Origin of the sequence: Umezawaea tangerina (assembly GCF_003002815.1) — a bacterium.
GTDB lineage: Bacteria > Actinomycetota > Actinomycetes > Mycobacteriales > Pseudonocardiaceae > Umezawaea > Umezawaea tangerina.
Genome location: NZ_PVTF01000011.1, coordinates 144,527 through 165,805 on the forward strand (window position 1 = coordinate 144,527; position 21,279 = coordinate 165,805).

22 protein-coding genes are annotated in these 21,279 nt (G+C 72.9%); 13 read left to right on the forward strand and 9 right to left on the reverse strand.

The features are described 5' to 3' along the window. A complete protein-coding gene (locus CLV43_RS32965; protein ID WP_106192166.1) occupies positions 1-1,056 on the reverse strand; it encodes a sugar ABC transporter substrate-binding protein in 1,056 nt (351 codons plus the stop codon). 38 nt (positions 1,057-1,094) lie between these two features. After that, positions 1,095-2,402: an enolase C-terminal domain-like protein gene (locus CLV43_RS32970; RefSeq protein ID WP_106192167.1), complete on the reverse strand. Its 1,308-nt coding sequence runs from the start codon at positions 2,400-2,402 to the stop codon at positions 1,095-1,097. A 280-nt stretch (positions 2,403-2,682) separates the two neighbouring features. On the opposite strand from CLV43_RS32970, the gene CLV43_RS32975 reads away from it, so the two are divergent. Next, positions 2,683-3,420, forward strand: a complete 738-nt coding sequence (locus CLV43_RS32975) for a FadR/GntR family transcriptional regulator (protein WP_106192169.1) — start codon at positions 2,683-2,685, stop codon at positions 3,418-3,420. Between the two features lie 58 nt (positions 3,421-3,478). Here CLV43_RS32975 and CLV43_RS32980 read toward each other — a convergent pair whose 3' ends face one another. From CLV43_RS32980 to CLV43_RS33000, 5 genes are read right to left on the reverse strand one after another with little or no spacing between them, the layout of a single operon-like run. Beyond that, positions 3,479-3,838: an L-rhamnose mutarotase gene (locus CLV43_RS32980; RefSeq protein ID WP_106192171.1), complete on the reverse strand. Its 360-nt coding sequence runs from the start codon at positions 3,836-3,838 to the stop codon at positions 3,479-3,481. 22 nt (positions 3,839-3,860) lie between these two features. Then, positions 3,861-5,042 (reverse strand): mandelate racemase/muconate lactonizing enzyme family protein, encoded by a 1,182-nt coding sequence (locus CLV43_RS32985; RefSeq protein ID WP_106192172.1) that lies wholly within the window; start codon positions 5,040-5,042, stop codon positions 3,861-3,863. A gap of 1 nt (position 5,043) precedes the next feature. Next, positions 5,044-5,871, reverse strand: a complete 828-nt coding sequence (locus CLV43_RS32990) for a carbohydrate ABC transporter permease (RefSeq protein ID WP_106192174.1) — start codon at positions 5,869-5,871, stop codon at positions 5,044-5,046. Continuing rightward, positions 5,871-6,830, reverse strand: a complete 960-nt coding sequence (locus CLV43_RS32995) for a carbohydrate ABC transporter permease (protein ID WP_245887154.1) — start codon at positions 6,828-6,830, stop codon at positions 5,871-5,873. Before CLV43_RS32995 ends, CLV43_RS32990 begins: the two co-directional genes overlap by 1 nt. Positions 6,831-6,835: 5 nt before the next feature. Beyond that, positions 6,836-8,107: an ABC transporter substrate-binding protein gene (locus CLV43_RS33000; protein ID WP_106192176.1), complete on the reverse strand. Its 1,272-nt coding sequence runs from the start codon at positions 8,105-8,107 to the stop codon at positions 6,836-6,838. A 142-nt stretch (positions 8,108-8,249) separates the two neighbouring features. Here CLV43_RS33000 and CLV43_RS33005 point away from each other — a divergent pair, with 142 nt between their 5' ends. From CLV43_RS33005 to larE, 9 genes are all read left to right on the forward strand, one after another. Continuing rightward, positions 8,250-9,011: a FadR/GntR family transcriptional regulator gene (locus CLV43_RS33005; RefSeq protein WP_106192178.1), complete on the forward strand. Its 762-nt coding sequence runs from the start codon at positions 8,250-8,252 to the stop codon at positions 9,009-9,011. Positions 9,012-9,097: 86 nt separating this feature from the next. After that, positions 9,098-9,850 (forward strand): SDR family NAD(P)-dependent oxidoreductase, encoded by a 753-nt coding sequence (locus tag CLV43_RS33010; protein ID WP_106192179.1) that lies wholly within the window; start codon positions 9,098-9,100, stop codon positions 9,848-9,850. Between the two features lie 17 nt (positions 9,851-9,867). Continuing rightward, positions 9,868-10,833 carry an aldo/keto reductase gene (locus CLV43_RS33015; protein WP_106192181.1) on the forward strand — a complete coding sequence of 322 codons (966 nt, stop codon included), beginning with the start codon at positions 9,868-9,870 and terminating at the stop codon, positions 10,831-10,833. A gap of 50 nt (positions 10,834-10,883) precedes the next feature. Then, a complete protein-coding gene (locus CLV43_RS33020) occupies positions 10,884-11,729 on the forward strand; it encodes a fumarylacetoacetate hydrolase family protein (RefSeq protein ID WP_106192183.1) in 846 nt (281 codons plus the stop codon). Next, positions 11,726-12,577 carry an amidohydrolase family protein gene (locus CLV43_RS33025; protein WP_245887155.1) on the forward strand — a complete coding sequence of 284 codons (852 nt, stop codon included), beginning with the start codon at positions 11,726-11,728 and terminating at the stop codon, positions 12,575-12,577. The genes CLV43_RS33020 and CLV43_RS33025 overlap by 4 nt, the downstream gene beginning before the upstream one ends. Further along, positions 12,577-13,848, forward strand: coding sequence for a nickel-dependent lactate racemase (gene larA, locus CLV43_RS33030; protein ID WP_106192184.1), 1,272 nt, complete (start codon positions 12,577-12,579; stop codon positions 13,846-13,848). Before CLV43_RS33025 ends, larA begins: the two co-directional genes overlap by 1 nt. Positions 13,849-13,860: 12 nt before the next feature. Further along, entirely contained in the window at positions 13,861-14,544 is a 684-nt protein-coding gene (gene larB, locus CLV43_RS33035) for a nickel pincer cofactor biosynthesis protein LarB (protein ID WP_106192186.1), read from the forward strand. Then, positions 14,541-15,689, forward strand: coding sequence for a nickel pincer cofactor biosynthesis protein LarC (gene larC, locus CLV43_RS33040; RefSeq protein WP_245887156.1), 1,149 nt, complete (start codon positions 14,541-14,543; stop codon positions 15,687-15,689). Before larB ends, larC begins: the two co-directional genes overlap by 4 nt. Continuing rightward, the gene (gene larE, locus CLV43_RS33045; RefSeq protein WP_106192188.1) at positions 15,689-16,498 is read left to right on the forward strand and encodes an ATP-dependent sacrificial sulfur transferase LarE; all 810 of its coding nucleotides are present in this window, start codon (positions 15,689-15,691) and stop codon (positions 16,496-16,498) included. Before larC ends, larE begins: the two co-directional genes overlap by 1 nt. A gap of 175 nt (positions 16,499-16,673) precedes the next feature. On the opposite strand, the gene CLV43_RS33050 is transcribed toward larE, so the two are convergent. Next, a complete protein-coding gene (locus CLV43_RS33050; RefSeq protein WP_106192190.1) occupies positions 16,674-17,366 on the reverse strand; it encodes an RraA family protein in 693 nt (230 codons plus the stop codon). A gap of 366 nt (positions 17,367-17,732) precedes the next feature. Between CLV43_RS33050 and CLV43_RS33055 the strand changes: the two genes are divergently transcribed. Next, a complete protein-coding gene (locus CLV43_RS33055) occupies positions 17,733-18,677 on the forward strand; it encodes an SMP-30/gluconolactonase/LRE family protein (RefSeq protein WP_106192191.1) in 945 nt (314 codons plus the stop codon). Positions 18,678-18,724: 47 nt separating this feature from the next. Continuing rightward, positions 18,725-19,297 (forward strand): DinB family protein, encoded by a 573-nt coding sequence (locus CLV43_RS33060; RefSeq protein WP_106192193.1) that lies wholly within the window; start codon positions 18,725-18,727, stop codon positions 19,295-19,297. Between the two features lie 10 nt (positions 19,298-19,307). Here the strand turns inward: CLV43_RS33060 and CLV43_RS33065 are convergent, their stop codons facing one another. After that, positions 19,308-20,111, reverse strand: coding sequence for a hypothetical protein (locus tag CLV43_RS33065; protein ID WP_106192195.1), 804 nt, complete (start codon positions 20,109-20,111; stop codon positions 19,308-19,310). Positions 20,112-20,254: 143 nt separating this feature from the next. Between CLV43_RS33065 and CLV43_RS33070 the strand changes: the two genes are divergently transcribed. Further along, a complete protein-coding gene (locus tag CLV43_RS33070; protein WP_211304672.1) occupies positions 20,255-21,277 on the forward strand; it encodes a DUF1996 domain-containing protein in 1,023 nt (340 codons plus the stop codon). Positions 21,278-21,279 lie beyond the last annotated feature (2 nt).

A 21,279-nucleotide genomic window follows, 5' to 3' on the forward strand; every position in this document is an offset into this window, starting at 1 on the left:
CTAGAGCTTGTTGCCCCACAAGGACTTGTCGTCGTTCTTGAGGCTGGGGACGCCGTCGTAGGTGCCGCCGTCCGAGGTGACCAGCGGCGCGGAGAGCTGGTCCTCCAGCAACCCGTCGCGGACCTGGACGATCGTGCTGTCGTGGTCGGTCTTGCCGGGCGCGAACGTCTTCCCGTCGATCGCGGCCTTGAGGTACTGCAGGGCGTACTTGGCGTAGAGGTCGGCCGGCTGGGAGACGGTCGCGTCGACGTGCCCCTCGGCGATGTTCTTGAGCTCCTCGGGGATGCCGTCGTTGGAGACCACGAACACGTGCTTGGGGTCCTGCGGCCCGACCAGCAGGTCCTTCTGCTTGAGCACCTGGAGCGTCCCGGCGAGCGCGAAACTGGACTGCATGTAGACGCCCCGGATGTCCGGGTGGGCGGTGAGGTCGGTCTGGAGCTTCTGCGCGGCGATCGCGCCGTCCCAGTTCGTCGCCTCCCCGTAGACGGTGATGCCGGGGTAGTTCGACTTCATGCAGTCGTTGAACGCCTCGGTGCGGTCGCGGCCGTTGATCGAGGCGAGGTCGCCCTGCAGCATCACGACCGCGCCCTTGCCCGCCAGCTTCGCGCCGAGGAACCGGCAGGCCTTCTCGCCGTAGGCCCGGTTGTCGGCCCGGACCACCATGAAGACGTCGCCGCTGTCGGGTCGGGTGTCCACCGTGACGACCGGGATCTTCTTGGCCGACAGCTGGTCCAGGGTCGGCGCGATGGCCGCGGTGTCCTGCGGGGCCATCGCCACCCCCTTGACGCCCTGGCTGATGAACGTCTGGGCGTTGGCGGTGAGCTTCGCGACGTCGTTCTGCGAGTTCGTGGTCTTCAGGTCCAGGCCCAGCTCCTTGGCGAACTCCGGCGTGTACTTGATGTAGGAGTTCCAGAAGTCGGTGTCGGACCGCGGGTAGTCGACGCCGACCACGGGTGCGCCGCCCGCCGCGCCCGAGCCCGCGGTGGTGCCGCAGCCGCTGAGCGCCGCGGCGAGCGCGGCGACGATGCCGAAGCCTGCGAGGGGTCTGGTCTTCACGGCGGTCTCCTAACGGGTGTGGGGCAGGTCGGGGGTGCTCACGCGGTGGCCTGCCTGTTCCAGACGGGCCCGTCGGGGAAGGTGTGGGCGGTGATGGACGCGGCGTGCAGCTGGGCGCTGATGCCGGGTGCCGTCGGCGCGAGGTAGTGGCCGTCGCGGATGCGCACCGGGTCGGTGAAGTGCTCGTGCAGGTGGTCGACGTACTCGACGACGCGGTCCTCGGTGCTGCCGCTGACGGCGACGTAGTCGAACATCGCCAGGTGCTGGACCATCTCGCACAGCCCCACCCCGCCCGCGTGGGGGCAGACCGGGACCCCGAACTTGGCGGCCAGCAGCAGGACCGCGACGTTCTCGGTGACACCCGCGGTGCGGCTGGCGTCGAGCTGCAGGACGTCGATCGCCTCCGCCTGGAGCAGCTGCTTGAACATCACCTGGTTGTGCGTGTGCTCGCCGGTGGCGACCTTCATCGGCGCCAGGGCCCGCCGGATGGCGGCGTGGCCGAGGATGTCGTCGGGCGAGGTGGGCTCCTCGATCCAGTACGGGTCGTACCGGGCGAGCGCGGACATCCAGTCGATCGCCTGCCGCACGCCCCACGCCTGGTTGGCGTCGACGGCGATCCTGATGTCGGGTCCCACGGCCTCGCGGGCCAGCCGCAGGCGGCGTTCGTCGTCGGCGAGGTCGGCGCCGACCTTGAGCTTGATCTGGGTGAAGCCGTCGGCGACGGCCTCCCTGGACAGGCGCACGAGCTTCTCGTCGTCGTAGCCCAGCCAACCGGGCGTGGTCGTGTAGGCGGGGTAGCCGTCGCTGAGCAGGTGGGCCGTGCGCTCGGCGCGCCCCGGTTCGGCGCGGCGCAGGATGTCCAGCGCCTCGTCGCGGGTGAGGGCGTCCTCCAGGTAGCGGAAGTCGACGAGGTCGACGAGCTGCTCGGGCGCCAGCTCCGAGAGCAGCCGCCACACGGGCTTGCCCTGCCTGCGCCCGTAGAGGTCCCACACCGCGTTGACGACCGCGGCGGCGGCCATGTGGATGGCGCCCTTCTCCGGGCCGAGCCAGCGCAGCTGGCTGTCGCCGGTCAGGCGCCGGGAGAAGGCGCCGAGGTCGCTGAGCACGTCGTCCACGGACAGGCCGGTCACCAGGGGCGCGAGGGCCCGCACGGCGGCGACCTCGACGTCGTTGCCGCGCCCCACGGTGAACGCGAGCCCGTGCCCCTCGGCGCCATCGCTCGTGCGGATGGTCACGTAGGCGGCGGAGTAGTCGGGCTCGGGGTTCATCGCGTCGGAGCCGTCGAGGTCCAGCGAGGTGGGGAACCGCACGTCGACCGCGTCGACGGCGGTGATCAGCTCGGTCATCGTCCGGTGCTCCCTCGGGCGGAACGGCTGGGGTGTCGGGTCCGCTCCTGGTCGTGTGTCAACGGCGTGTCCGCTGTGCAACAGGAGGATGAGGACATGGGATGGATTTATAGGCCACGAACGTTCCTGTGTCCATGGTCACAGCTCAATTGGTCAGAATTCGGGGCTGGATCAGGAGTGTTGTCGCCGTGGCGTGGAAACGGACATCCCATCTCTTCCGAAGAGATGGGATGTATTGCTAGCCTCCCGTGGTGCGCGAGACGACCGGGGAGAGCGATCGATGTCACTGACCGACAAGGCCATCGACCGCATCAGGGACCTGATCGGGTCGGGCGAGCTGTCGCCGGGGTCCAAGCTGCCGCCCGAGCAGCAGCTGGCGGCCGAGCTGGGGCTGTCCCGGAACCTGATGCGGGAGGCGGTCAAGGCGCTGGTGGTCGCGCGGGTGCTCGAGATCCGGCGCGGTGACGGCACCTACGTGACCAGCCTGGAGCCGGAGGTGCTGCTGGGCGGCATCTCCTCCGCCGTGGAGCTGCTGCGCGGCGACACCCTGCTCGAGATCACCGAGGTGCGCAGGCTGTTCGAGCCGGTGGCGACGGGGCTCGCCGCCACCCGCATCTCCGCAGGCGAGCTCTTCGAGGTCGAACAGCACCTGCACGCGATGCGGGCGGCGCGCGACGACGTCGAGCTGCTCAACCAGCACGACGCCGCCTTCCACCGCGCGGTCGTGGCCGCCACCGGCAACGCCACGCTGACGACCCTGCTGGAGGGCATCTCCAGCCGCACGGTCCGCGCGCGGGTCTGGCGCGGGCTGGTCGACGACAAGGCGGCCAGCCGCACCCTGGCCGAGCACGAGGCGATCTACGAGGCGCTGGTCCTGCGCGACGCCGGGCTCGCCCAGGCCGCCGCCCTCCTGCACATCAACACCACCGAGCGCTGGCTGCGCGAGCACGTCGGCCGCGACGCCGACCTCCTGCCCGACGCCGACCTCCCGGTCCTCCACCGGGGCGGCACCCGCTGACGTCGGGCGGGTACAGTCCTCCGCTCGGCCCGCCCTGTCGACGGCGCCCACCGCCCCGTCACCCGGCGGGTGGTCCCGTGTCGGGGTCGTCCAGGTGCCAGACCTCGCGCATCGGCGCCCACCGGCCGCCGGAGCCGGGCTCGGCCAGCGGCTCCTGGCACGGGTCGGTGAACGTCCACCAGCGGCGGGTCTCCGGGTCGGCGGCGATGCGGGCCTGGTCGGCGGCGTGGTCGTCGCCGGTGTACTCGTAGTAGCCGAACAGCAGGTCGCCGTGCAGGAAGATCGTGAAGTTGCGGATGTTGGCGTCCAGCATCGTCCGTTCGACGGCGGGCCAGACCGCCGCGTGCAGCCGGAGGTACTCCTCGCGCCGTTCCGGCCGCAGCCCGATCACCATGCCGTAGCGCTGTGCGTCGCCCATGCGGGTCTCCTGGAGTGTCGGGTCAGGCGTTGAGGGCGGCGCCCGCGGCCTCCCGGCCCGCCTCGACCGGGTGCAGGCGGTGGCCCGCGCGTTCGGGCCGGATGTGCGCGCCGCCGGACATCGGGTGGGGGAGCAGGTGGACCGACGCGGCGATCGCGTCCTCGTCGATCCGCAGGCCGAGGCCGGGGCGGTCGCCGAGGACGAACGCGCCGTCCTCGACGTGGTGGTCGAGCACGACGCCCAGCGCGGGTTCGAGGTCCTGGAGCTCGCTGACGAGGTGGTTGGGCACCGACGTGGCGGCGTGCAGCAGGCCGATCGGGCTGGTGCCGATGGGGCTGACGGGCAGGTCGTGGGCGTGCGCGAGGGTGGCGACCCGGAGGAAGTGGGTGATGCCCCAGACCGCGGCCGTCTGGACGACGTCGACCGCGCCCGCGGCGATGAGCGGGCGGTGCTGTTCGAGCCCGGTGAGGTTCTCGCCGGTGGCGACCGAGGCGCGGACGCCGCGGCCGACGGCGAGGTGGCCCTCCACGTCCCAGCGCCGGACCGGCTCCTCGACCCAGGTCAGGTCGAGCGTCCGCTCGATCTCCCCGACGTGGCGGACGGCCTGCTTGCGCGTCCAGGTCTCGTTGACGTCGAGCATCAGGCTCGGCCGCGCCCCGCGCCCCGCCTCGGTGAGCACGTCGCGGACCAGGGCGAGGCGGTGCCGGTCCCGGTCGACGTCGAGGCCCCCCTTGACCTTCGCCGCCCGCAGGCCGCGGTCGGCGTAGGCCTGGTAGACCGCGACGAACTCGTCGTCGTCGAGCCCGATGTCCAGGCCGGAGGCGTAGGCGGGCACCCGGCGGTCGCGCCCGCCGAGCAGCCGCCACAGCGGTTCCCCCGCCGCCTGGGCCTTGATGTCCCACAGCGCGGTGTCGAGGGCGCCGATGGTGCCGAACACCTGCCCCGCGTGCCCCGCCTTGAACGTCCGGCGCAGCATCCGGTCGTACAGGGCGGTCACGCCGCGCGGGTCCTCGCCCTCGATGGCGGCGAAGACGCTCTCGATCTCCACGTGCGGTCCGAGACCGACGCCGGTGAAGCCCGCGTCGGTCTCGACGACGACGATCGGCACCCGGACCCGGCCGTCGGCGTAGACGCCGTTGGCGTCGCCGATCGGTCGGCCCCAGTCCTGGACCGTCGTGAGGGTCCGGTACCCGGTGATGCGCATGTCAGCCCTTCGTGGACCCGGCGGTGACGCCGTCGGCGATCTGGCGTTGCAGGAACAGGTAGACGACCAGGACGGGGATCGCGGCGATCAGCACGCCCGAGGCGAACGTGGGGATGTCGTCGGAGTACTGCCCGCGCAACGACGTGACGCCGACCATGAGCGTGCGGTGCTCGGCGGAGGGCATCATCAGCAGGGAGATCAGCACGTCGTTCCAGCAGAACAGGGCGTTGAGCACGCCCACCGACAGCAGCGCGGGGGCTCCGATCGGGAGCATGATCCGCCAGTAGACGCCGTACACGGTGTTCCCGTCGATGCGCGCGGCGTCGATGATCTCCGGCGGCACGGTCGAGTAGTAGCTCGCCATCAGGAAGATCGTGAACGGGAGGAACTGCGCCACGTACGCGAGCACGAGTCCGGGGTAGGTGTCGACGAGGCCGGTGTCCGCCATGATCCGCGCCAGCGGGACCATGATCACCTGGAACGGGACGAACAGCGCGGCCAGGATCCCGAGGAAGAGGGCCGAGGAGCCGCGGAAGCGCAGCCTGCCGAGCGCGAAGCCCGCCATCGACCCGAGCAGCAGCAACAGCGCGACCGAGCAGGCCACGACGACCACCGAGTTCAGGAAGTAACGGGACATCCCGACGCTCGTCCACGCCTTGACGACGTTGTCCAGGCGCGGGGAGTCGGTGAGCGAGAACCGGTCGAGGGTGTAGTCGCGCCGGGTCTTCATCGAGACGTTGGCGGTGAACAGCAGCGGGTAGATCGTGGCCAGCGCGAGCGCGGCCATCGGCACCGCGACGACCCACCTCGCCCAGCGGGTGCCCGACATCAGTCCTCCTTCCCCGCGGCGCGGCGCAGCACGGCGATCTGGGCCAGTCCCACCACGAGCATGATCAGGAACAGGGCCGTCGACGCCGCGGAGGCGAGCGCGGGTCGGTTCATCTGCCCCTGCTGGGTCCAGATGTAGTACTCGGGCAGGTACGTCGAGCCCTCGGGTCCGCCGCTGGTCATCACGAACAGCAGGCCGAACATCGAGGTGAGCATGCCGATCATGGTGGTGATGAAGACGAACTGGATCGTGCGGGACAGGCCGGGGACGATCACGTGCCGGATGGTCTGGGGCAGCGAGGCACCGTCCACTTTGGCCGCGTCGAGCAGCGAGGAGTCGAGGGTGGCGAACCCGGCCAGGAAGACGACCAGCGCCATGCCGAAGGTGGCCCAGACGTGCACGCCGACGACGGCGAAGATGGCCACGTCGGGGTCGCCGAGCCAGTCCACCGGTCCGATGCCCAGGCCGCCGAGCAGCGAGTTGAGCGGACCGTCGTAGGCCAGCAGCAGGGTGAAGATCGCCCCGACGATCACCGGGGAGAGCACGGCGGGGAAGAAGTAGACGCCGCGGTAGAGCCGGTGCCCCGGCACCTTCAGGTGGATGAACGTGGCCAGCAGGCCGGGGATCGCGACGGCGACCGGGAGGAGCAGCACGAGCAGGCCGACGTTGCCCAGCGCCGTGCGGAAGAGCGGGTCGTCGAGGAGCGTGAGGTAGTTGTCGAGGCCGACCGCCGTGCCGTTGCGGTCGCCGTCGCCGGTGAACGAGAAGTTGATCCCCAGCAGCAGCGGCCACAACCGCAGCACCACGATGACCAGGACGGCCGGTGCCACGAGGACGAGCGGCGCCAGGCGCTCCGCCCGCGACCCGACGCGGTTGCGCCGGGGCGGGGCGGTGGCCTGCGGTCGGACACCCGTGGTCGGGGCGGCCAGACCGCTGGGCGACAAGGACGGTGGGGCCACGTCGGTCATCCCGTCGTGTCGGAGGCGGCCAGCTGCGCCACCGCGTCGTCGACGGTGGTCGACCCGCTGAGCAGCTGCTGGGAGAGCCTGCCCATGAGGTCCAGCGTCTTCGACGACAGCGCGACGTGCAGGGCAGGCTTGCCCGCCTTGACCTCTGAGACGATGGTCTTGACGGACGGGCCGCCCGCGGACACGTCGATCGAGGTGTCGGAGGTGATGGCGCCCCCGTCGGCGTAGAAGGTCTTCAGGGCGTCGGTCGAGGTCAGCGAGCGCACCAGGTCCGCGGCCAGCTTCGGGTCCTTGGTCCACTTGGCGACCGCGTAGCCGATGCCGCCGTCGTAGGGCAGGCTCGGCGTCGCCGCGGTGTTGACCACGGGCGCCTGCATGACGCCGATCTTGTCCGGGGCGATGAACTCGGCGAAGTCCTTCCAGTGCCCCACGTCCGACATCAGGCCGATGACGTTGGCGGCCTTGCCGGACTGGAACAGCGCGAACTCGTCGTTGAACATCGCGGTCGAGTTGACGCCGTCGTTGTTCAGGCCGGAGTCGCCCGCTTCCTTCCAGAGCTCGAAGATCCGCTTCACGTCCGGCGAGGTCCAGTTCCGCTTGCCCGCGACCCAGTCGTCGTACTCCTGCGCGGTCAGCGTCGCCGATCCCATGGCGGACAGGAAGAACTGGATGCCGTAGCCCTCCTTGTTGCCGAGGGCGAAGCACTTCGCGCCGGTCTTCTCGGTGATGGTGCCGCAGTTCTTGACGAAGTCGGCCCAGGTCTTGGCCGGGGCGTCCGGGTTCAGGCCCGCCTTCTGGTAGAGGTCCTTGTTGTAGTAGAACGGATGCCCCTGCAGGGTGACCGGTGCGGCGTAGACCTTCCCGGCCTTGCTGAACGCCTCCCAGCCCGCCAGCCGCTGCCTGTCCTCGGCGACGTAGGAGTCCAGCGGGGCGAGGGCGTCGGACCGGTCGCGGATCTGCCCGCCGCCGTTGAAGAGGATGACGTCGGGCCCCTTGCCGGACTGGATGGCCGTCCCGAGCAGCGTGTAGTACTGGTCGAACGGCTGGGCCACGAACTGCACGTCCACACCGGGGTGCTTCTTGGCGAAGTCGGCCTTGGCCTTCTCGACGTAGCCCGCCGCCTTCGCGTCACCGGACTTCCAGTCCCAGACCACGAGCTTGTCGCCCGATCCGCCCGCCGGAGAACCCGGTCCGGCGGCACTGCCGCAACCCGCGGTCGCCATCAACCCCGCGACCAGGACTGCGGACCACAGTGTGCGCTGCTTCATTGCCGGCTCACTTCCCGAGAGGGTGTCGGGCGGTGGAGGGCCCGACGAGGTGCGGTGAACATAATTCGTATGACGTATGACGTCAACCGGCAGGAGTCAGTACACTCGCCGCACACCGAGGTGTGGACGAACCGGAGGACCGATGAAGGCGCCAGGCAAAGAACCGACCACCGCCCCGAGCTGGGCACGTCGGCCCGCGAACCTGGCCAGCGCGGTCACCGCCGAGCTCGTGGGGCGCATCGTGCGCGGCGACCACCCCGCCGGGACGTCGCTGCCGCCGGAGCCCGCGCTGTGCGAGGCCTTCTCGGTGAGCAGGACGGTCGTCCGCGAGGCCGTGAAGGTCCTCCAGGAGAAGGGGATGGTCCAGGTGCGCCAGGGCGCGGGCACGCAGGTCACCCCGCAGGCGATGTGGAACACCCTCGACGAGGTGGTGCTCGGGGCCGTCGTCGCGGAGGACGAGACCCTGGGGGTGCTGGACGACCTGGTGGTCACCCGCCGGCTGCTCGAGTCGGACATGGCGCACGTCGCCGCCCGCACCGCCGACCAGGCCACCGTCGACGCGCTGCGCGCGCTCGTGGACCGCATGGACGAGCTGGTGGAGGACCCGCTCGCCTACCGCGAGCAGGACCGGCTCTTCCACGACACGGTCATGCGGACCTCCGGCAACCGCATCGCCAGGGGGGTGGTGCGCGCGCTGGAGAGCCAGGTCGGCAACACGGCCCGCTACATGGGCCGGACCGACCGGGACCTGTGCGCGGCCTCCAACCAGGGGCACCGCCGCATCTACGAGCGGATCGCGGCGCGGGACCCGGCGGGTGCCGCCGAGGCCATGTCGACCCACATCACCGAGGCCTGGCTCGTCCGCCGCAGCGACGCGGGGGAACCGGGCCGCCTCGAACGCTAGGCCCCCAGACCGGTCGGCGGACAAAGGTCCCGCCGACGCGGACCACACCGGCAGGTCGAACGAAGCGGACGAACGGAGCGGACTCCATGGGTGAACTCGACGGACTGGTGGCACTGGTCACCGGCGGCGGCTCGGGCATCGGACGCAGCACGGCCGAGCTGCTGGCCGAGCGCGGGGCGCGGGTCGCCGTGCTCGACCTGGCGGCGGACGACCTGCCGGAGGGCGTGCTGCACGTCCGGGCCGACGTCACCGACGACGGGAGCGTCCGCGCCGCCGTGGAGACCGTGGTCGGCCACTTCGGCGGCCTCGACATCGTGGTCAACAACGCGGGCATCGGGGCGCAGGGCGACGTGACCGCCGCGACCGACGACGAGTGGCTCCGGGTGTACGACGTCAACGTCGTGGGGATGGCCAGGGTGACCCGCGCCTGCCTGCCGCACCTGAGGAGGTCCAGCGCCGCCGCCATCGTGAACACCGGCTCGATCGCGGCCACCGCGGGCCTGCCGCAGCGGGCGGTCTACTCGGCGAGCAAGGGCGCGGTGCACGCGATGACCCGCGCGCTCGCCGCCGACCACGTGCGGGAGGGCATCCGGGTCAACGCCGTCGCCCCCGGCACCGCCGACACGCCGTGGGTGCGCAGGCTCCTCGACTCGGCACCGGATCCGCGGGCCGAGCGCGCCGCGCTGGAGGCGCGGCAGCCGCACGGCCGCCTGGTCACCGCCCAGGAGATCGCCGCCGCGATCGCGTACCTCGCGAGCCCGTCGTCCGGCTCGACCACGGGTACCGTGCTCGCCGTCGACGGCGGCATGGACGCGCTCCGGCTGCGTCCCCGCACCTGACCGGGAGGCGAGCGACCATGACGACCGACCCCCTGCCGCGGCTGGGACTGGGCACCTCCCCGCTGGGCAACCTCTACACCGCCGTGACCGACGACCAGGCCCGCGCCGTGGTCGACGCCGCGTGGGACGAGGGTGTGCGCACCTTCGACACCGCTCCCCACTACGGGCTGGGGCTGGCCGAACAGCGCCTCGGCGCGGCGCTGGCGGACCGACCGCGCTCGGAGTACGTGCTGTCCACCAAGGTGGGACGGCTGCTGGTGCCCGACCCGTCCGGGGCCGGGCGCCTGGACGACGACGGGTTCGTGGTCCCGGCCACCCTGCGCCGCGTGTGGGACTTCAGCGCGGACGGGGTGCGGCGCTCGCTGGAGTCCTCGCTGAGCCGCCTCGGGCTCGACCGGGTGGACGTGGTCTACGTGCACGACCCGGACGGCCACGCCGACCAGGCGGTGGCCGAGGCGGTGCCCGCGCTCGTGGAGCTGCGCGAGCAGGGGGTGTTGGGGGCCGTGGGCGTCGGGATGAACCAGTGGCAGCTGCCCGCCCGGTTCGTGCGGGAGTCCGATGTGGACGTCGTCATGCTCGCGGGTCGCTACACGCTGCTGGAGCAGCCCGCGCTGGCCGAGTTCCTGCCGCTGTGCGCCGAACGCGGGGTCGACGTCGTCATCGCCGGGCTGTTCAACTCCGGGCTGCTGGCCCGCCACGACGTCCCGGACGACGCCACCCACGACTACCGGGCGGCGCCCGCCGGGCTGGTCGACCGCGCCCGGCGGATCGCCGCGGTCTGCGCCCGGCACGGCACGACCCTGCCCGCCGCCGCGCTGTGGTTCCCCTTCGGGCACCCGGCGGTGACCGGCGCCGTCGTCGGGGCTCGCACCGCTCAGGAGATCCGGGCGAACGTCGCCGCGCTCACCACCCCACCACCCGCCGGGCTGTGGGCGGACCTGCGCGCCGAGGGCCTGCTCGCGGCGGGCGCGCCTACCCCCTGACCACACCCGGCGACGACCCGAACAGCTTCGACACGGATGAGGAGCGCGGAATGCGACTGCTGCGAGTTGGAGACCCCGGTTCGGAGGTCCCCGTCGTGCTGGACGAGTACGGTCGGGCCAGGGACCTGCGGCCGGTCACGGCCGGGATCGGCGGCGACTTCCTCGCCGACGACGGCGTGCGCCGGGTGCGCGACGCGCTGGACGGCCTGCCCGCGTTGGACATCACCGGGATGCGGGTCGGCGCTCCAGTCTCCCGCCCCGGCGCCCTGGTGTGCATCGGGCTCAACTACTCCGACCACGCCGCCGAGACGGGGGCGCGGCCACCCGCCGAGCCCGTCGTGTTCATGAAGGCCACCAACACCGTCGTCGGACCGGACGACACCGTGCTGATCCCCAGGACGAGCACGACCACCGACTACGAGGTGGAGCTGGCGGTCGTGCTGGGAGCGACCGCCCGCTACCTGGACAGCCCGGACGACGCGGCGGCGGTCATCGCGGGCTACGCGATCTCCAACGACGTCAGCGAACGCGACTTCCAGCTCGAACGCGGCGGCCAGTGGACCAAGGGCAAGTCCTGCGAGACGTTCAACCCGCTGGGGCCGTGGCTGGTCACCGCCGACGAGGTCGGCGACCCGCAGTCCCTCGGGCTGCGGCTGAGCGTCAACGGCGAGCCGAGGCAGGACGGCAACACGAAGAACATGCTGTTTGGCGTCCACCACGTCATCTGGTACCTCAGCCAGTTCATGGTCCTCGAACCCGGCGACGTGGTGAACACCGGCACGCCCGCCGGGGTGGGGCTCGGCGTCAACGACTTCGGCTACCTGCGCGAGGGCGACGTCGTCGAGCTGGGCATCGACCGCCTCGGCGGCCAGCGGCAGCGGATCGGGCAGGCGTGACCGCGGTGCGCCGGATCGACGCCCACCAGCACCTGTGGGACCTCGCCGCCCGGCCGCAGGACTGGCTGGCCGGGCTGGAGCCCATCCGCCGCGACTTCCACGAGGCCGACCTGCGCGCGGCGACCGGTGCCGCGGGCATCGACGCCACCGTCCTGGTCCAGGTCCTCCCCGACGTCGAGGAGACGGCGGAGTTCCTGGCCCTGGCGGGGGAGTCCGACCTGATCTCGGGAGTCGTGGGGTGGGTCGACCTCACCGCGCCCGACGTCGCCGAGCAGCTGGACCGGCTGCGCCGAGGGCCCGGCGGCGACCGGCTGGTCGGCGTCCGGCACCTGGTGGAGCCCGAGCCGGACCCGGAGTGGCTGACGCGCCCCGACGTGCTCGCCGGACTGCGCGCGGTGCGCGACGCCGGGCTCGTCTACGACGTGCTGACCCGCCCCCACCAGCTGCCCGCGGTCGTGGCGGTGGCGAAGGCGTTGCCGGACCTGGCTTTCGTGCTGGACCACCTGTCCAAACCGGACATCGCGGGTCGGGTGCTCGAACCGTGGGCGGCCCGGCTGGCGGAGCTCGGCGCCCTGCCCAACGTGGTCGCGAAGGTGTCCGGTCTGGTGACCGAGGCGGGGCCGCGGTGGACGGTGGACGACCTGCGGCCGTTCGTCGACGTCGCGCTGGAGGAGTTCGGCCCGTCCCGGCTGATGGTCGGCACCGACTGGCCGGTGTGCCTGCTCGCCGCGTCCTACGCCGAGGTCCTCGACTCCGCCCGGCGGATGACCGACGACCTGACCGCCGCCGAGCGGGACCAGGTCTTCGGCGGCACCGCCACCCGCGTCTACCGGTTGGAGGACCGCTGATGGACACCGTGCGCCTCGCCTACGGGGAGACGGGCCTCGACCTGCGCTTCGACCCCGCGGTCACCACCATCGTGACACCCCGGCACCACCAGGCCGCCGAACCGCCGCGGGAGCTCCTGCGGCGGGCGCTGCGGTCACCGGTCGCGGGCCCACCGCTGCGGGAGCGCGTGCGGCGCGGCCAGACCGTGGCGATCTCCGCCTGCGACATCACCCGTCCGCAGCCGCGCGAGCTGATGATCCCGGCGATCCTGGAGGAGCTCGACGGGCTGGTCGACCCCGGCGACGTCGTGGTGCTGGTCGCGACCGGCACCCACCGGGGCAACTCCGAGGCCGAGCTGCGCGCGATGTTCGGCGACGAGGTGGTCGACGCGGTGCGGATCGTCAACCACGACTCCCGCGACCGCGCGAGCCTGACGTGGCTGGGCGAGTTCGGCGCGGGCGTCCCGGTGTGGCTCAACAGCGAGTGGGTCGACGCGGACGTGCGCATCACCACCGGGTTCGTCGAACCGCACTTCTTCGCGGGGTTCTCCGGCGGCCCGAAGCTGGTCGCCCCCGGCCTCGCCGCGCTGGAGACGGTGCTGGTGCTGCACGACGCGCGCCGGATCGGCCACCCGCGCGCGACGTGGGGGATCATCGAGGGCAACCCGGTCCACGACGACGTGCGCGCCATCGCGGAGGCCACCGGCGTGACCTTCGGCTTCGACGTGGTGCTGAACCAGGACAAGGAGGTCGTCGCCGCGTTCGGCGGGGACATCCTCGCGATGCACGCCGAGGCCGTGCGCACGGCCCGCGAGGTCGCCATGCGGCCGGTGCCGCGGCTGTTCGACGTGGTCGTGACCACCAACTCCGGCTACCCGCTCGACCAGAACCTCTACCAGTCGGTGAAGGGCATGTCCGCGGCCTACCGGGTGGCCAAGCCCGGCGGTGTGATCGTCTGCGCGGCCGAGTGCCGCGACGGCTTCCCCGACCACGGCTCCTACCGCGAGGTCCTGGCCTCCGCCGACTCGCCCGCGGCGCTGCTGGCGGAGATCTCCGCGCGCACGGTCACCGTGCCGGACCAGTGGCAGGTGCAGATCCAGGCGCGCATCCAGAACGACTGCCGCGTGGTCGTGCACACCTCGCACCTCAGCGACGCCGAGCTGGCGACCGCGCACCTGCGGCAGACCGCGGACGTCTCGGCCACCGTGGCCGAGGCCCTGGCCGCGGCCGGTCCGGGGGCCCGCCTGTGCGTGCTCCCCGAGGGCCCGCAAACGATCCCGTACGTCGCCTGAGGAGGAACCGGCATGGTTGGACAGGACGCGGTCGACCTCGGGTTCGCCAGGGTCGACGTCGACCGCGAAGCCCGCCAGGGGCTGCCCGAGGTGGTCTACGGCACCGGCAAGACACCGGGCCAGGTCGTCGAGATCGTGCGGACCCTGTTGCGGCACAACGACGGTCCCGTGCTCGTCACCCGCGTGGACCCGACCGCGGCGACCTCCGTGCTGCGGGCCGTCCCGGCGGGCGAGTACGACAGCGGGGCGCGGTTGCTGGTGTGGCGCCCGGCCGCGCCGACGGGGTTCAGCGTGGTCGTGGCCGCCGCGGGCACCGCCGACCGGCCGGTGGCCCACGAGGCGGCCGCCGTGGCCACCGCGGTGGGGATCGGCGTCACCACCGTCACCGACGTCGGCGTGGCGGGTCTGCACCGGCTGCTCGCCGAACGGGACCGGTTGCGCGCCGCGGACACCGTCATCGTCGTCGCGGGGATGGAGGGAGCGCTGGCGAGCGCGGTCGGCGGCCTGGTCGCGTGCCCGGTGGTCGCCGTGCCGACGTCCACCGGCTACGGCGCGGGCTTGGAGGGCATCACGGCGCTGCTGGCGATGCACGCGTCCTGCGCGGCGGGCATCACGGTGGTGAACATCGACTCCGGGTTCGGGGCGGCGATGGCCGCGTTCCGGCTGTCCCGCGTGGCGCGCCGGGGGACGACGTGAGCCGGGTCTGCGTCATCTCGCCGTTCACCGGGCTGGCCGGGGACATGCTGCTGGCCGCGCTGGTCGACGCGGGCGCGCCGCTGGAGGCCGTCCGCGCCGCCGTGGCCGACACCGGTCTGAGCGGCTGGGACCTGACGGTCGAGCGGGTGCTCACCCACGGGCTCACCGGCAGCCGCGCCGTCGTGTCGGTGACCGACGACGCCACGAGCCGCGGCGCGGGCGAGCTGATCGCCATGGCGGACCGGGTGCGCGACCGGGTGGTGGCCGACACCGCGGTCGCGGCGCTGAAGGCCATCGCCGAGGTCGAGGGGCACCTGCACGGCGAGGACCCCGATCTGGTGCACCTGCACGAGCTCGGCGGTCACGACACCCTCGTGGACGTCGTCGGAGTGGTCGCCGCCCTGCGCGCGCTGGACGTGCGGACCGTCCACTGCGAGGCGCTGCCGATCGGCTCGGGGACGGTCCGCACGGCCCACGGCGTGCTGCCCTGCCCGGCTCCGGCGACCTCGGCACTGCTGCGGGGCGCGCTCGTCGTGGGCACCGACCTGCCCGGCGAGACCGTGACGCCGACCGCCGCGGCGCTGCTGCGCGCGCTGGGGGCCGACTACCACCCGGCGCCGGAGATGCGGATGGAGGCGACCGGCTACGGCGTGGGCACGCGCACCCTCCCGGACCGGCCCAACGTGGCGGTGGTCCGGCTCGGCGACCGGGCGGTCGCGGACGTGCGCGACCTCGTGGTGCTGGAGACCAACCTCGACGACGTGACGGGGGAGGTGCTGGGCCACCTCCTCGCCCGCCTGCTCGACGCGGGCGCGCTGGACAGCTGGATCACCCCCGTGGTGATGAAGAAGGGCAGACCGGGGCACGTGCTGCACGCCCTGGCCACGCCGGAGACCGCCGACGAGGTCGAGCGGCTGATGTTCGCCGAGTCGGGCACCCTCGGCGTGCGGCGCACCGGGGTGAGCCGCACCGCCCTGCCCCGGACCACCGACACCGTGCACCTGCACGGGATGCGGGTGCGGCGCAAGCACGGACCGCACCACAGCAAGGCGGAGTACGAGGACGCCGTCGCCGTCGCCCGGCGCACCGGTCTGCCGCTGCGCCTGGTGCTGGCCATGGTCACCGACCTCCCCGAGGAGCCCTGATGAGCACCGCTGCCACCGCCGCACGGCTCGTGACCCACCTGGAGGCGATCGGCCCGCTCGCCGTGGCGTTCTCCGGCGGCGCCGACTCCGCCCTCGTGCTCGCCGCCGCCGTGCGCGCCCTCGGCCCCGCGGCGGTGCTCGCGGTCACCGCCGACTCGGCGAGCCTGGCCGCCGCCGAACTGGCCGCCGCGGTGGCGTTCGCCCGCGACCTGGGCGTGCGGCACGCGGCGCCGGAGACCGGCGAGCTGGACAACCCCGACTACGCGGCCAACGGCCGGGACCGCTGCTACTTCTGCAAGTCCACCGTGCTGGACGCCATCACCGCGGTCGCTCGGGACAACGGGCTGGCGGCGGTGGCGACCGGGACGAACGCCGACGACGCGCGCGACCCGTTCCGGCCCGGCATCCGCGCCGGTGACGAGATCGGCGTGCACACCCCGTTGCGCGACCTCGGGATGAGCAAGGCCGAGGTCCGCGGCGTGAGCGCGTTCTGGGGACTGTCCACAGCAGACAAGCCCGCGCTGCCGTGCCTGGCGAGCCGGGTGCGCTACGGCGTGGCGATCACCCCGGCCCGCCTGGCCAGGGTGGAACGCGCCGAGGTCGCCGTCCGCGCGTGGCTGGCGGACGCGGGCACGCCGACCAGGGACCTGCGCGTGCGCGACCTCGGCGACGTCGGCCGCGTCGAGCTCGACCCGCACCTGGCCGAGGTGCCCGTGATCCGGGAGGCGCTGACCGGGATCGTCCGCGAGGCGGGGTTCGACGGCGCGGAGCTGGCGGTGTTCCGGTCGGGGGCGCTCAACCACGAGTGAACCGCGCGGGTGGCGCCGCACAACCTCGGCGATGGGCGTCTGCGGAACCGGCCCGCCGGTTGTGGTCCTCGCGGCGATGGTGCCGACGGCGACCGTCGCACAGGCGAAGCGGACACGTCCGCTGCGGATCGCCGTCGTGGCCGGCTGGGCGGCGACTCCGCGTCGGGCGGGGCCGTCATTCCTCGACGGCGCCGCCGACCCGGCGGAGGTGGCGGCGGAAGCTGTAGGTCGGGTCGGCGGCGCGGCGGGCCAGGTAGTCGTCGAACGCGGTCTGCCGCCGGAGGGTGTCGCCCGCCTTGATCCGGTCGGCCTGCGCGCGCTCGGTCTCCCAGATCCGGCGCGCGGTGGCCAGGACCTCCTCGACGCGGTCGGCGGCGACGAACAGCACGCCGTCCCGGTCGCCGAAGACGATGTCGGCACCGGTCGCGGTGTGCGGGCCGAACCTGGCGTCCGCCAACGCCTCAGGCTCCTGCGGGTCGAGCCTGGTCGGGCCCGCGGGGTAGCTGCCGTAGCTGAACACCGGGACCCCGATGTCGACCAGCTCCGGGGTGTCGCGGTGCAGGCCCCAGACCACCAGCCCCGCCACGCCGGACGCCCTGGCCTCCAGCACCGCGAGGTCGCCGACGCACGCCTCGTCCGACCGGCCCGCGTTGTCCACGACCAGCACGTCACCCTCCTCGGCCCGGCCGTAGGCCTCGAGGAACACGTCCACGCTGCCGTAGTGGCGGGCGGGGAGCACGCGCCCGGCGACCCGGTGGCCCGGCGTGACCGCGGCGATGCCGGGCGGCGCGAGGCGCAGGGGGACGTCGAGCCGGACGCAGGCGTCGGCCACCAGCGGTGTGGACAGGTCGGTGAAGGCTTGCAGCACGGCGGTTCCTCCTGCGGCTCGGACAACCAGCCGACCCTACCGGCGGGCACGGGGTCGGGGCGTGGCCCTGATGCCGTCCAGCGCCGTGCCGAAGCCGGCACCTGGAGGACCTGCACGGGTGGGTCCGGCGGATGACGGCTTGACCAGCCGGATGCGCCTCGGGTAGCGGCGGGATCCGGGCAACGTCCACTGAGGACCGCTCCGAACGGGACGGCCATGCGCCACGCGCATGGCCCGTATCCCCGATCCGCGTTGGCGGGGCCGCTGGCCGGTCGGCACGCTTGATCACGTGCTCCCGCCCGTCGGCGGACGGACGTCGCAGTCCACCGGGCACCCTCCGCGTCGCCGCACCCGAAAGGCCCTGCCTTGACCACTTCCCTCCGCCGCGCCGTCCTCGGCGCGGGCGCCTTCACCACGGCCGCCGTGCTCGTGGCCTGCTCCCTCGTCCCGGCCGTGGCCGCCGACCGCGGCTCGGGTCGCGGCGGCGGGCAGGTCCCCGCCCGCGTCGACCTGCCCGACGGCTTCCCGCCCGAGTCCATCGCGATCGAGAACGGGACCGCCTACCTCGGGTCCCGTGCCGACGGCGACATCTACGCCCTGGACCTCGCGACCGGCAGGGGCGGGGTGATCAGCCAGGGGCCGGGGACGCAGTCGCTCGGGCTGGCCGTCGACAGCCGTAGGCGCAGGCTGTACGTCGCGGGAGGTGTCGCGGGCGACGCGCGGGTGGTCGACCTGCGCACCGGCGCGGTGCTGGCCTCCTACCAGCTGGTCCCGAAGGGCACGCCCGCGTTCGTCAACGACGTGCTGCTGACCGAGCGCGGGGCGGTGTTCACCGACTCGGTGCACGACGTCCTCTACCGCGTCCAGGACGGCCGGGTCGAGAACGTCCCGCTGCACGGGGAGTGGGTGCAGACGCCGGAGTACAACGCCAACGGCATCACCACCACCCCCGACGGCCGGGCCCTGCTGGTCGTGAACTCCACCACGGGCGGGCTCTACCGCGTCGAGCACGACGGCCGCGCGACCGAGGTCGACCTGGGCGGCCGGACCTTCGTCCACCCCGACGGCGTGCTCCGCGAGGGCCGCACCCTCTACGTCGTGCAGAACGCGGCGAACTCGGTCGCCGTCGTCCGGCTCGACCAGTCCGCCACCCGCGGCGAGGTCGCGCGAACCCTTGCCGCGGAAGGGTTCGACGTGCCCACCGCGATCGCCCGCTCCCGCGACCGGCTCTACGTCACCAACGCCCGGTTCCAAGTGCAGGTGTCGCCCACCACCGAGTACTGGCTGACCGCGCTCGACGGCCGCGGCTAGCCCGTGTCCGACACCGACCCCGTGCCCGGTGGTGCAGGCTGGTACCCGTGATCGACGACTTCGCGAAGGACTACCTGCACACCGACCTGCGGGAGATCCGCGACACGGTGCTCCGCAAGCTCGACGGGCTGTCCGAGTACGACGTCCGCCGCCCGCTGACCTCGACCGGGACCAACCTCCTCGGCCTGGTGAAGCACCTGGCGGTGGCGGAGTCCCGCTACTTCGGCGAGGTCTTCGGCAGGCCGTCCCCGGAGCCCGTCCCGCGGTGGGACGACCTCGACCGGCGCGGCACCGACATGTGGGCGACCGAGCACGAGACGCGCGAGGAGGTCGTCGACCGCTACCGGCGCGTCTGGGCGCACTCCGACGCGACGATCGCCGCACTGGCCGTCGACTCACCGGGTCACGTGCCGTGGTGGCCGCGTCCGGACGTGGTGCTGTTCACCGTCCTGGTCCACGTGCTCACCGAGACCAACCGGCACGCCGGGCACGCCGACGTCCTGCGCGAACAGCTGGACGGCGAGGTGGACGCGGCCCGGCGGGACGCGGCCTTCTGGGCGGACCGGCGCGCGGAGGTCGAGCGGGCGGCCAGGGCGGCCGATCGCCGTCACGGCTCCTGACCGCCTCCGCTCACCCCTCGCCGTGGTCGAGGCCGGTGCGGCGCAGGACGACCCACTGCTCGCCGGGCCGGTCGACGACGACCGGGTACCACCGCGGCCGCAACGCCGCGTGCAGCTCGTCGCCGCGTTCGACCAGCGAGGCCACGGCGGGGTCGCCCACGACGATCAGGGCGGACCAGTCGACGTGCGCCATGAGGTGGTCCGCGGTGACGCCGAACCGGGACTCCAGCAGGGTGACCAGGTCGTGGCCGGTGTCCGGCCCCGACTCCACGTGGTCGACGTCGGGCACCTCGACCACCCCGGTGGTGCCGCCGTCGGTGTGCTCGTCGTGGTCGCGCTGCTCGGACCACACGTGCTTGTCGAGCGAGTGGACGCGCGAGCACAGGTCGAACGCCTGCTCGTCGGAGAGGACCAGGGTGACCTTGCGGCCCCCGGTGAGCGTGAACGTCAGCTCGGCCTCCGGCCCGCCGCCGGAGCCGGGCTCGGCCTCGACGGTCCCGGCGACCTCACCGACCAGCTCGGACGCGGCCGGGCTCTCGTCGCCCGCGCCCAGGGACGGCAGGTTCGCGGCCATCTCCACCACGCAGTGCGCGGCGGTCCAGAACGACTCCTGGTCCCGGAACCCCTTGCGGCCGCGGGTCAGCGTCCGCCCGATCCCCAGCGGCTCCACGCGAGCCTCCACCGTGCCGGTCCCGCTCTCGTCGTCCCACGTCGCGAGCACGGTGACGTTGTTGGCCAAGTGCTTGCGGTAGCTCGCGACGCGCCCGTGCCGGACGAGCTCCCAGCCGCGCACCACCTCGTGCCGAAGGTCCACGACCGGATCCTAGCCGGGGACGGGCGCTCGAATTGGGCCCAACACCTGCGCCCGCTGGGACTTTCGGCTCACGACCGCGGCCTCGCCCCCTCCTACCTTTCGGCTGGTAGTCCCGTTTCCCGCGGGTGAAGGAGGAAGCTGTGTTGGGTGACAGGAGAGTCCCGCCTCGGGCCTTGCGGCTGGTGGACAAGGGGCGGATCGGGTTGGCCGGTGCGGCCGCCGTGGTGGCGGTCCTCGGACTGGTGCTGGCGCCGGGCGGTGGCACGGCGGCGGGGTCGCAGGCCGGGCACCACGGCGGGATGACGATGGCGGCGGGTACCTGGATACCGGTCGACCAGGCGAAGTGGAACGCGCAGCTGGCCGCCTTCCGGGCGATGACGCCCAGGCCCGCTCCGCCCAACCCGAACCGCAACCCCGAGTTCAACGCCACGTGCACGTACAGCCATTCCGCGCAGGACGACCCGATCGTCTTCCCCGGACAGCCCGGCGCGTCGCACATGCACTCGTTCATCGGCAACGACCGCACCGCCGCGGCGACCACGGTCGACGACCTGATGCGCTTCACCGCGTCGAGCTGCCAGCCGTTGCAGGACCACTCGGCCTACTGGGTGCCGACCCTGTTCGAGCACGACCAGCCCGTCCAGCCCAAGCAGGTGGTGGTCTACTACGGGTCGCTGCTCACCGACAAGTCGAAGACCGTCCCCATGCCGCAGGGGCTGCGGATGATCGTCGGGGACGCGACGCGCCAGGTGCCGACGCCGGTCGGCGCGGTCAACCAGTTCTACTGCGCGGGCGGCCCGCTGGACGGCAAGAGCCGCAGCCGGGACGGCAACTGGCCGGTGTGCGACGGCGGCACGCTGCACTTCACGATGCGCTTCCCGGACTGCTGGGACGGCCGGAACCTGGACAGCCCCGACCACAAGAGCCACGTGGCGTGGGGGCAGGGCGGCCAGTGCACCGAGCAGTTCCCGGTGCCCATCCCGGCGGTCACGTTCTCCATCTCCTACGAGACCAGCGGCAGCGTGGACGGGTTCCGACTGGCGTCGGGGATGGCCTCGTCCATGCACGGCGACGGGTTCTTCGCCTGGGACGAGGACGCGTTGGGGCACCGGGTGAAGGACTGCGTGGTCCAGGTGGTCCAGTGCAACACCGCGGGCGGGTTCTGACC

What these genes read in the sequence shown, in the direction of transcription:
- CLV43_RS33010 (WP_106192179.1), top strand. Translation starts at nt 9,098, where the DNA reads ATGGGTGAACTCGACGGACTGGTGGCACTGGTCACCGGCGGCGGCTCG.
- larB (WP_106192186.1), top strand. Translation starts at nt 13,861, where the DNA reads ATGGTTGGACAGGACGCGGTCGACCTCGGGTTCGCCAGGGTCGACGTC.
- CLV43_RS33005 (WP_106192178.1), top strand. Translation starts at nt 8,250, where the DNA reads ATGAAGGCGCCAGGCAAAGAACCGACCACCGCCCCGAGCTGGGCACGT.
- CLV43_RS33000 (WP_106192176.1), bottom strand. Translation starts at nt 8,107, where the DNA reads ATGAAGCAGCGCACACTGTGGTCCGCAGTCCTGGTCGCGGGGTTGATG.
- CLV43_RS32975 (WP_106192169.1), top strand. Translation starts at nt 2,683, where the DNA reads ATGTCACTGACCGACAAGGCCATCGACCGCATCAGGGACCTGATCGGG.
- larE (WP_106192188.1), top strand. Translation starts at nt 15,689, where the DNA reads ATGAGCACCGCTGCCACCGCCGCACGGCTCGTGACCCACCTGGAGGCG.
- CLV43_RS33020 (WP_106192183.1), top strand. Translation starts at nt 10,884, where the DNA reads ATGCGACTGCTGCGAGTTGGAGACCCCGGTTCGGAGGTCCCCGTCGTG.
- larA (WP_106192184.1), top strand. Translation starts at nt 12,577, where the DNA reads ATGGACACCGTGCGCCTCGCCTACGGGGAGACGGGCCTCGACCTGCGC.
- CLV43_RS33015 (WP_106192181.1), top strand. Translation starts at nt 9,868, where the DNA reads ATGACGACCGACCCCCTGCCGCGGCTGGGACTGGGCACCTCCCCGCTG.
- CLV43_RS32980 (WP_106192171.1), bottom strand. Translation starts at nt 3,838, where the DNA reads ATGGGCGACGCACAGCGCTACGGCATGGTGATCGGGCTGCGGCCGGAA.
- CLV43_RS32970 (WP_106192167.1), bottom strand. Translation starts at nt 2,402, where the DNA reads ATGACCGAGCTGATCACCGCCGTCGACGCGGTCGACGTGCGGTTCCCC.
- CLV43_RS32990 (WP_106192174.1), bottom strand. Translation starts at nt 5,871, where the DNA reads ATGTCGGGCACCCGCTGGGCGAGGTGGGTCGTCGCGGTGCCGATGGCC.
- CLV43_RS32985 (WP_106192172.1), bottom strand. Translation starts at nt 5,042, where the DNA reads ATGCGCATCACCGGGTACCGGACCCTCACGACGGTCCAGGACTGGGGC.